General features: G+C 40.9%; 17 protein-coding genes. All 17 read right to left on the bottom strand.

Annotated features, from left to right (window positions below; genetic code table 11):
* Nucleotides 1–202 (bottom strand): hypothetical protein (locus ADHAQ_RS28365; RefSeq protein WP_034256848.1); only part of this gene is annotated, 202 nt, incomplete at its 3' end.
* On the bottom strand, nucleotides 168–1,025 hold the full coding sequence (locus ADHAQ_RS0115025; protein WP_026463636.1) for a hypothetical protein: 858 nt from the start codon (nucleotides 1,023–1,025) through the stop codon (nucleotides 168–170). The genes ADHAQ_RS28365 and ADHAQ_RS0115025, both read right to left, overlap by 35 nt.
* Before the next feature lies 1 nt (nucleotide 1,026).
* Entirely contained in the window at nucleotides 1,027–1,350 is a 324-nt protein-coding gene (locus tag ADHAQ_RS0115020) for a hypothetical protein (RefSeq protein ID WP_026463635.1), read from the bottom strand.
* 2 nt (nucleotides 1,351–1,352) lie between these two features.
* Complete coding sequence (locus ADHAQ_RS0115015; RefSeq protein WP_026463634.1) at nucleotides 1,353–1,829, bottom strand: hypothetical protein; 477 nt, start codon at nucleotides 1,827–1,829, stop codon at nucleotides 1,353–1,355.
* Nucleotides 1,826–2,017: a hypothetical protein gene (locus ADHAQ_RS0115010; RefSeq protein WP_026462602.1), complete on the bottom strand. Its 192-nt coding sequence runs from the start codon at nucleotides 2,015–2,017 to the stop codon at nucleotides 1,826–1,828. Before ADHAQ_RS0115010 ends, ADHAQ_RS0115015 begins: the two co-directional genes overlap by 4 nt.
* A 3-nt stretch (nucleotides 2,018–2,020) precedes the next feature.
* On the bottom strand, nucleotides 2,021–2,284 hold the full coding sequence (locus ADHAQ_RS0115005; protein ID WP_026463633.1) for a hypothetical protein: 264 nt from the start codon (nucleotides 2,282–2,284) through the stop codon (nucleotides 2,021–2,023).
* Nucleotides 2,285–2,286: 2 nt separating this feature from the next.
* A complete protein-coding gene (locus ADHAQ_RS0115000) occupies nucleotides 2,287–2,538 on the bottom strand; it encodes a hypothetical protein (protein ID WP_026463632.1) in 252 nt (83 codons plus the stop codon).
* A gap of 2 nt (nucleotides 2,539–2,540) precedes the next feature.
* Nucleotides 2,541–2,756, bottom strand: a complete 216-nt coding sequence (locus ADHAQ_RS0114995; protein WP_026463631.1) for a hypothetical protein — start codon at nucleotides 2,754–2,756, stop codon at nucleotides 2,541–2,543.
* A 58-nt stretch (nucleotides 2,757–2,814) separates the two neighbouring features.
* The gene (locus ADHAQ_RS0114990; RefSeq protein WP_034256847.1) at nucleotides 2,815–3,534 is read right to left on the bottom strand and encodes a hypothetical protein; all 720 of its coding nucleotides are present in this window, start codon (nucleotides 3,532–3,534) and stop codon (nucleotides 2,815–2,817) included.
* A gap of 11 nt (nucleotides 3,535–3,545) precedes the next feature.
* Nucleotides 3,546–3,788 carry a hypothetical protein gene (locus ADHAQ_RS0114985; RefSeq protein WP_026463629.1) on the bottom strand — a complete coding sequence of 81 codons (243 nt, stop codon included), beginning with the start codon at nucleotides 3,786–3,788 and terminating at the stop codon, nucleotides 3,546–3,548.
* 12 nt (nucleotides 3,789–3,800) lie between these two features.
* Nucleotides 3,801–4,100, bottom strand: coding sequence for a hypothetical protein (locus ADHAQ_RS0114980; protein ID WP_026463628.1), 300 nt, complete (start codon nucleotides 4,098–4,100; stop codon nucleotides 3,801–3,803).
* A gap of 19 nt (nucleotides 4,101–4,119) precedes the next feature.
* Nucleotides 4,120–4,467, bottom strand: a complete 348-nt coding sequence (locus tag ADHAQ_RS0114975) for a hypothetical protein (protein ID WP_026463627.1) — start codon at nucleotides 4,465–4,467, stop codon at nucleotides 4,120–4,122.
* Nucleotides 4,468–4,478: 11 nt separating this feature from the next.
* Entirely contained in the window at nucleotides 4,479–4,724 is a 246-nt protein-coding gene (locus ADHAQ_RS0114970; protein WP_026463626.1) for a hypothetical protein, read from the bottom strand.
* A gap of 2 nt (nucleotides 4,725–4,726) precedes the next feature.
* On the bottom strand, nucleotides 4,727–5,119 hold the full coding sequence (locus ADHAQ_RS0114965; RefSeq protein WP_026463625.1) for a hypothetical protein: 393 nt from the start codon (nucleotides 5,117–5,119) through the stop codon (nucleotides 4,727–4,729).
* 59 nt (nucleotides 5,120–5,178) lie between these two features.
* Entirely contained in the window at nucleotides 5,179–5,619 is a 441-nt protein-coding gene (locus tag ADHAQ_RS0114960) for a hypothetical protein (RefSeq protein ID WP_026463624.1), read from the bottom strand.
* 2 nt (nucleotides 5,620–5,621) lie between these two features.
* Nucleotides 5,622–5,801: a hypothetical protein gene (locus ADHAQ_RS0114955; RefSeq protein ID WP_026463623.1), complete on the bottom strand. Its 180-nt coding sequence runs from the start codon at nucleotides 5,799–5,801 to the stop codon at nucleotides 5,622–5,624.
* Between the two features lie 2 nt (nucleotides 5,802–5,803).
* A complete protein-coding gene (locus ADHAQ_RS0114950) occupies nucleotides 5,804–6,049 on the bottom strand; it encodes a hypothetical protein (protein WP_026463622.1) in 246 nt (81 codons plus the stop codon).
* Nucleotide 6,050: the final 1 nt, after the last annotated feature.

The raw sequence follows: 6,050 nt of genomic DNA, 5'->3' as shown, positions 1-6,050 counted from the left end.
TACCACTGCCAACCGTGCCGGCCAAAAATAAGCCACGGCCTAGCATGTTACCGTTGGTTTCAAAAGCAGCATCAGCCGTCAGGTACTGACAAAGCAGGTCTATTACTTTTCGGTTGGAGTCGTCGATGGTAAAGCCGGGTACTATTTCGGCGGCGCAATAATCAAATCTACCCTGTATAACCGTATTGTTTTGATAGCTCATCGTAGTTAATGTTTGTATCAGTGGATGTAATGCGTAAGGCTTTAGCTGGCTTTTCTTTCTTGAGACGAAGCTTGTTTTCGCTCTTATCCCGTTGGATAAAGTTTCTTAGCTCCCGAAGCCAGTTGTGAGAAAGCTGCTCACCGGGTCGTAATTTGGTGCCTAACTCAGACCAGTTCCGCAAAATGCCGTGGTAGTAATCCGGGTCCAAGGTTTCAAAGCCTTCCCGTTCCATGGCCAGCCGAAACTTTTCTTTGTCAAACAGCGGTGATTCCCGGAAAGGATGGGCAACCGAATCAGTCAGCGCCGCCCCCCCAGTGTGCGAAGCTTTTTTTTGCTCATAGCCGGGTGGTGGTGTAAAAGGCTTTAAAGCGTTATTTAAATATTCTGAAACTTTTTCACCAGAATTTTGCTGCTGCTCAGTAGTGTTTAAAGGTTTATTAGTTTTAAGGTTTATATGTTTATTTAGTATGGTATCCTCTACTGTAGTCGGTACTGTATCCCCTACCGTTGCCTGTACTGTAGTCTGTACTGTTACTGTGGGTGACGGTGGAAGGATAGTGAAGGAACATTTTTTACGACCGTTTGCACCTTCTTCGCATGAGATCAACCCCGAATCTCTAAGTATTTCCCTTGCTTTGTAGTAAGGTTTAAATGACATGTTAGTTAATACTAAAATGTCATCCCGATAAACACTAAAGGGTTTCCATTCTCTGCGGTTGGCAATATCAAGCAAGGCAAAATATAAGGAGATTACATAAGAGTCGAAGTCTTCCCGATCCCTCTTAACCTGCCAGAAATTGTTTATCAACTTTATGTAATTCATCTTAAAATAATTCGCCTATTTGAAGTATAAAATATTGCTTACCGGGCTCAGCTCCCCATTCAGGTTTGCCTTCGCCTATCCGAATTCCTTCATGCTTCCATTTGATATTAGGACAATCTTTTGCGTATCCGTTATTGGCAGAGACTATGTCGAATGTCTTAAATCTTAAATGGTTGAACATTACGTCCAAGGGAGCAGTACTTAACCAGCAATGCAGCAATCGAATCATCCAAAAAGGCTTTATTTCCCGGTACTCTTCTTTCTTTTCACCAGAAGCAATCATATCAAACCACTTCTTTTTTAAAGTTAGGTGTAGCGTTTTCATACCTAGGCTACTTTGTTCTGTAGTTCTTCAAATATTCTAATATTGGCCTGTAGATCATCCACCAGGGCAAAGTTGGTATTAGCTGTTAGCAGGTTGAACTCCTGCTCACTCATAGAGCCAGCATCAAACGCTTGCCGGTAGAGGCTTATCAGCCTTGCCCGTAGCTCATCCTTAGCCAGGCTCTTAGCCTGTAAAGCCAGCTTCATATCTGATATGATTTTGCTTTGCTCATAGGTTAATTCAAAAGCAAACTCTTCATCTCGCCACGGATGGCTAAGCCGCTCCGCTTCTTTCTTAGACAAGAGGTAGGCCTCATCTATATTCCACTGCTCACCAGCTTCATCTTCAATGGTATAAGTCTTAAAATATTTGCCTGTAACTTTTAAGGCTCTCCCCTTTATGAAAGTATCAAAGTATTGTGGGCTATAGCAGCCGAACTGCTCCCAGGTCACCCATTCAGGTAATGTTATTTCTGTCATACTGCGCTTGTCTCGTCATTAGAGTCTACTTTCTTCCAAGAGCCAAACCGGATTTGCTTTTCAGCATCAGCTACATTGGTTCTGAAAGTATGGACATATTGAAATGTTAATACATCTTTGTCAGTCCTTACAAGTGTAAAGACCTGACCAGTAGATGTGGATTTATATGTTTCGTTCTTAGAAATCATAGGTTATGCTACCTTATTGCTTAAAGAAGACCTGACCATAGTTAAAATGTAGTCGGCGCCATAAAGAGTAATTAATTCCTGTAGCTCTTTAGCAGCTAATTCATCCATGATTGTGGTGTTTTGGCAGGTTATAGCAGCGCCATTAAATCCAGAATCTTCTTTAATCGCCTTTAGTAATTTCAGGGATTCTCGTTCGCTTAATCCTTCGCTTTTGATATAATCTATCAAGTCGTCAAATTCAATTTCGATTTCTTTACAATAGCCCATGATTATGCTGCTTTAGAAGTTTCTGATGCTTGGAAAGCCAAAAATCTTGCTCTGGCTTCTACACACTCCTCAGCCGATATACTGCGATAATTTTTAACTCTAGGCTGATCTAGTGGATCTTTATCCAGTAAGACAAAGTACCCACCTGTGCCGTTAGGAATAGCCGGAACTGACCGCTCCATGTGTTCCATTAGAACAGGTGAGCAAGCTTTATTTAAATCCACATCCAGGATAAACTCATTTAGATTTCTCATGATTATGCTGCTTTTATAAATGATTGGTGAATAAGATTTTGGTAGTAAGAAATTTGCTGTTCTACTTCTTCATCGTTTAAAAGCGTAATTCGCTGAGCTTCCTTAGATGAGTCAATTCGGGATAAGGGTTTTGCTTTTTTTATAAGCTGGTAAAGGTGGGCTTTGCGCCAGCCCGACCTTACCTGTGGAGTTATTTCTGATTTGGATAAAAAACTCATGATCCTGTTTATTTTTGAATTCGAAACCTTTGTTGATTAGAAGTTTAATGCCGGATATTCAGGCTGCTTGGGCTTCTTCCTTCTCGGCTGCTTTGCGCTCATTCATGGTTTTAGTAATCTTCTCAATTACTTTAGCAGCACCCGTTTTTGAATATCCCTCTACCTGATCCAGCACAGCCGCTTGTTCTTCATCTGTGAAAACATGACTCTGAATAAGGGTAACAATAAGCTCCTTTTGTTTATCGGTAGCTGGTTCCGGTGTTGGTGGTGCTGCTTGCTTAGGAGTTTCCTGTTTAGGAGCTTCTGCTGTATTGGATTGGAAGTCCATTTCCTCTGCCGGCGTAGCTTCGTAACCGGCTGCCTTCATCAGGAAACCTAAAGGCAAACGATAAGCTTTACCAGTAGCTCTGGTTTGTGCCATGGATGCAATAGCGTATTCATCAAAGAACTTCTTACCCTTTTCTTTATTTGAGCACACGGCAAACCCACGCCCTACCACTGTGTTAGTATGGATGTTTAGAAGTTCAACTACAGCCCTATATTTAACCTCATCACTATTGCTTTCATTAATCAGGTCAGTAACAACCGGGCATAAGCCCATACTCATACCGGCAAAAGTCCAAGCTTCAACCAGTACATATTCTTTGCCCTGAATATTCATGCAAAGCTTTTTATCCTTAATGAACTTAGCCAGCTCATTGGATAGGTTCATAATTGAACTGGCAGAAGTAAGGGAGTATTCCTGCATTTTGCTTTGTTTAACTGGTTTATTATCCATGATAAATAGGATTAAAAAGCGTTTTCTGAATTATTATAATCTTCCCAAAGAGCTGTGCCATTAGGTAGCTGAATACTTTGTCTTTGCTTTATGCCAGCAGTCAAGTGCTCGATCATTTCAGCCGCACTTGATTCTGTGGTGCTGTTGATCATTCCTGCTAATGTTTCCCGTTCACCTGCAGTAATTACCGGGTTATTGACAAGAGCCAGTAGTTGCTCTTTCTGTTCTTTGGTTGAGTATTTTGTATTGTGCATGATTAAAATCGTTTAGAATGGTAAATCTTCATCAACATTGTTACTTGACTGTACCGGGGTTTTAGGTTTGTTTAATCTGTCGTAGTACTCTTTTTTTAACACCTCAAAATAGCCTACAGGATTAGCCTTGTAATCATCAAACCGCTTCCTTTGCAGTTCATCTTGAGCCACATGTAAAGCCCACAGGTAGAATTGCTTTGTGTCTAATAGCTGCTGTAAAAACTCTTCATATTGGGCTTCTGCCTCGGCTGCTGCTTGGCCTTCCATATATTGCCCGTAGGCGTATTCATCGGGAGTTGAGTAATTGTACATATCAGATAATGGTTAATGATTAAGCCTGGTTAAGTGAAGTGGTAATAAGTTGATGGTGCTGCTCGTATTCTGCAGCTGTGATAAGTTTGTAGCCGAATACCCCATAGGAATTACAAATCAGGTGATCCACTACTATCAACTGCTCCTTGGAAGTAACCAGATGGCTTTCCTTTTCTTCTGTGGTATCAGTTAGAAACTCAGCCTGGTATTGGCTGATAATTTTCAGGTAGTCGCTGCATTTCCGTTTGAGGTAAACCGGGAAGACAATCTCTTTCCCGGTTCTATCTTTTAGCTTTGGTTTAGCGGAAGAAAACAGGCTGCTGATATAGGCCAGAACCTGAGCTGTTGCAATAGTGGTGATTTGCATATTTCTAAGGATTAAGCAGCTTGTTGATGATAGGAAGCAAACTTATCTGCCAGTTTAACTTTCAGGTTAATCAGCATATCTCTAAGCGTATTTTCCCGGCTCGTAATGGTAAAGCCTTCAAAGTATAAGTTGCACACATAGATTTCAGAGAAACACCCGTTGGAATGCAGAATCAGGTCCGTAGTGTAGTTGCTAAATTGAAGGCCGGGAAAGGGCCGGGCTAACTGATCTATGGAAGTTAAGATTTGCTTATTCATGGCTATTTGATAGTTGAAATGTGATATAAATCATCAAAATGATCGGATTTTAACAAGTTGTTACCCACCTTGTAAATCAAGTCTTTCTGCTCGCGGAATACACCAACCGGGCTATCATTGTAGATATGAATGGTGATATCGTTCTTCTCTTTATTTAATTGACCTTCTTGGTGAAATAAGGAGTTTTGTTTGGGGTCTTTGCGCCATTGGGCTAAGAGTTCCTCTTCTAAAATGGGTAGCCATTTTTTGATTCTGGCTCTAATTTTAATCTCTTCCCTTTCCCGTTCACTAACTACTCTGTTAATGAAAAGAACTGGAACACCTATGGATTTAGCTTGGGTAAGCTCCATAAAGGAGGGTGTGTAATCGCCTGGGTAAACATAAGAATTTTGCATAATTGAAAGATTTAAGGATTAGTAAAAACTTATTAATTGTAGTATCGTATAGAGCAGCATTAGGCCGCTGCTTCCAACTCGCAGATATAATTCCGGCTCTCAAAGTCCTTTAAATCACCGTACCGAATTATATAATTAGTCTGGCTTGATTTCTCTCCTTTGAGGTAAAGAGTTTCCCAAGGTTTCCGGTCAAGATTTTTCCAAATAGTTTCCTTATCACATTCCCATAATTCAGCAACTTGCTTTACCGTTAAGGGGAAATTATCAGGAACATTAAACAAAGGAGCCTTTGCTTCTGCTTGCCAGTAAACCCGGTTGATGTAAGCAGCCAAATCAACATTGCGAATCCGGATACCGCTTTCTGAAATTCTAAAGAATCTTAAAAACCGCTTTTCTCCTGGTTGCTTTTGCGTATGGCCAAACAAGGTTTTATAAGGCCTGTTTAACAACTCCGCAACGCCGTTAAGAGAATAAGCATACTTGGTTAATTCCGGATTCATGACTAGGATTGTTGAGAGTATTGAACTTGATTTAAGGTGGCTCTTCTTTCGGCTTTAGCTAAAGTCAGCTCCGTTCTGGCAGCACATAACAAATCCTTGATTTGCTTGTAATCTGCTTCGTTTAAGTGAGGCATCCGCCGCCGGGCTTCTGTCATTAGCTCATCAATGGTTCTGACTTGCATGGCTAAGCTGATTTCCCCGGTACAATACCTGCTTTTAGAATGTTAAATATCTCATCAGTCTCTTGCCACTCGTCGTTAGTAAAGAACTCGGCGTTATCACTGATGTAGCTGATTAACAACTGAGTTAGAAACTCTACATTTTCAGCAGACAGGTAAACCGTACAAGGAATGTAGGTGTCGCTTATTTCTTCTTTAGGCTGTTCATTGGCAAAAGGCGGCTCAAAATCAGAATCGTTTATAATTCTCATA

Origin of the sequence: Adhaeribacter aquaticus DSM 16391 (genome assembly GCF_000473365.1) — a bacterium.
Lineage (GTDB): Bacteria > Bacteroidota > Bacteroidia > Cytophagales > Hymenobacteraceae > Adhaeribacter > Adhaeribacter aquaticus.
This window is presented reverse-complemented; position numbering and strand designations above follow the sequence as displayed.

What these genes read in the sequence shown, in the direction of transcription:
- ADHAQ_RS0114950 (WP_026463622.1), bottom strand. Translation starts at nt 6,049, where the DNA reads ATGAGAATTATAAACGATTCTGATTTTGAGCCGCCTTTTGCCAATGAA.
- ADHAQ_RS0114990 (WP_034256847.1), bottom strand. Translation starts at nt 3,534, where the DNA reads ATGGATAATAAACCAGTTAAACAAAGCAAAATGCAGGAATACTCCCTT.
- ADHAQ_RS0115005 (WP_026463633.1), bottom strand. Translation starts at nt 2,284, where the DNA reads ATGGGCTATTGTAAAGAAATCGAAATTGAATTTGACGACTTGATAGAT.
- ADHAQ_RS0114995 (WP_026463631.1), bottom strand. Translation starts at nt 2,756, where the DNA reads ATGAGTTTTTTATCCAAATCAGAAATAACTCCACAGGTAAGGTCGGGC.
- ADHAQ_RS0114955 (WP_026463623.1), bottom strand. Translation starts at nt 5,801, where the DNA reads ATGCAAGTCAGAACCATTGATGAGCTAATGACAGAAGCCCGGCGGCGG.
- ADHAQ_RS0115020 (WP_026463635.1), bottom strand. Translation starts at nt 1,350, where the DNA reads ATGAAAACGCTACACCTAACTTTAAAAAAGAAGTGGTTTGATATGATT.
- ADHAQ_RS0114960 (WP_026463624.1), bottom strand. Translation starts at nt 5,619, where the DNA reads ATGAATCCGGAATTAACCAAGTATGCTTATTCTCTTAACGGCGTTGCG.
- ADHAQ_RS0115015 (WP_026463634.1), bottom strand. Translation starts at nt 1,829, where the DNA reads ATGACAGAAATAACATTACCTGAATGGGTGACCTGGGAGCAGTTCGGC.
- ADHAQ_RS0115025 (WP_026463636.1), bottom strand. Translation starts at nt 1,025, where the DNA reads ATGAATTACATAAAGTTGATAAACAATTTCTGGCAGGTTAAGAGGGAT.
- ADHAQ_RS0114970 (WP_026463626.1), bottom strand. Translation starts at nt 4,724, where the DNA reads ATGAATAAGCAAATCTTAACTTCCATAGATCAGTTAGCCCGGCCCTTT.
- ADHAQ_RS0114985 (WP_026463629.1), bottom strand. Translation starts at nt 3,788, where the DNA reads ATGCACAATACAAAATACTCAACCAAAGAACAGAAAGAGCAACTACTG.
- ADHAQ_RS0115000 (WP_026463632.1), bottom strand. Translation starts at nt 2,538, where the DNA reads ATGAGAAATCTAAATGAGTTTATCCTGGATGTGGATTTAAATAAAGCT.
- ADHAQ_RS0114975 (WP_026463627.1), bottom strand. Translation starts at nt 4,467, where the DNA reads ATGCAAATCACCACTATTGCAACAGCTCAGGTTCTGGCCTATATCAGC.
- ADHAQ_RS0115010 (WP_026462602.1), bottom strand. Translation starts at nt 2,017, where the DNA reads ATGATTTCTAAGAACGAAACATATAAATCCACATCTACTGGTCAGGTC.
- ADHAQ_RS0114980 (WP_026463628.1), bottom strand. Translation starts at nt 4,100, where the DNA reads ATGTACAATTACTCAACTCCCGATGAATACGCCTACGGGCAATATATG.
- ADHAQ_RS0114965 (WP_026463625.1), bottom strand. Translation starts at nt 5,119, where the DNA reads ATGCAAAATTCTTATGTTTACCCAGGCGATTACACACCCTCCTTTATG.